Below are 1,046 nucleotides of genomic sequence, written 5' to 3' on the forward strand. Positions count from 1 at the left end.
GAGCAGGGGGAGATGAGGGAGATGAGGGAGATGAGGGAGATGAGGGAGCAGTGGCACAACTGACAACTGACAACTGACAACTGACAACTGACAACTGACAACTGACAACTAACTCGCACTCTTTTCGGTATATTTGAAAATCTATCTCGCAAAAATCTACTGTTTTTTGTTGAATCTATGAAGTCTTATTTAGCAGCGGCTATTCAAATGACCAGTGTGCCCGACCTACATCAAAATTTGGCACAGGCAGAAGAATTAATAGATCTTGCTGTGCGTCGAGGTGCTGAATTGGTAGGTTTGCCAGAAAACTTTTCTTTTATGGGAGAAGAAAAAGATAAACTGAATCAAGCAGAAGCGATCGCCACTGAAAGCGAACAATTCCTCAAAAAAATGGCTCAACGCTTCCAAGTTACAATCTTGGGCGGCAGCTTTCCAGTTCCAGTAGATAATACAGGCAAAGTCCATAATACTACAGTACTGATCGACCCCAGCGGTGAAGAACTTGCCCGCTACCATAAAGTACATCTTTTTGATGTGAATGTTCCCGACGGCAACACTTATCGAGAGTCCAGCACTGTTGTCGCTGGTAAACAACTACCCCCCGTCTATTTTTCCGAAAACCTCGGTAACATAGGACTTTCTGTTTGCTATGATGTCCGCTTCCCCGAACTTTACCGCCATTTATCAGACAAGGGAGTTGATGTCATATTTGTGCCTGCTGCCTTCACTGCCTTCACTGGCAAAGACCACTGGCAAGTATTATTACAAGCAAGAGCGATTGAAAATACCGCCTACGTCATTGCTCCTGCTCAAACAGGCAACAACTACAGCCGCCGTCTAACCCACGGACATGCTGTGATTATCGACCCTTGGGGAGTAATTTTAGCCGATGCTGGCGAACAGCCGGGAATTGCGATCGCAGAAATCAACCCTTCGCGTTTAGATCAAGTTCGTCGTCAAATGCCTTCTCTACAACATAGAGTATTTAGTTGAGTGCTGAGTGCTGAGTGCTGAGTGCTGAGTTAGGAGTTAGGAGTTTTATCTTT

At 45.2% G+C, this 1,046-nt stretch carries 1 protein-coding gene; it reads left to right on the plus strand.

Features of this window, described 5'->3' with window-relative positions:
* The first annotated feature begins 177 nt into the window (after positions 1 to 177).
* Entirely contained in the window at positions 178 to 993 is an 816-nt protein-coding gene (locus I8752_RS20920; RefSeq protein ID WP_214434215.1) for a carbon-nitrogen hydrolase family protein, read from the plus strand.
* The last annotated feature ends 53 nt before the right edge of the window (positions 994 to 1,046 follow it).

Source organism: Dendronalium phyllosphericum CENA369, assembly GCF_016056275.1.
Taxonomy (GTDB): Bacteria; Cyanobacteriota; Cyanobacteriia; order Cyanobacteriales; family Nostocaceae; genus Dendronalium; species Dendronalium phyllosphericum.

Bases quoted from the DNA above. Each gene is read 5' to 3' on its own strand.
- I8752_RS20920 (WP_214434215.1), top strand. From the start codon at position 178: ATGAAGTCTTATTTAGCAGCGGCTATTCAAATGACCAGTGTGCCCGAC.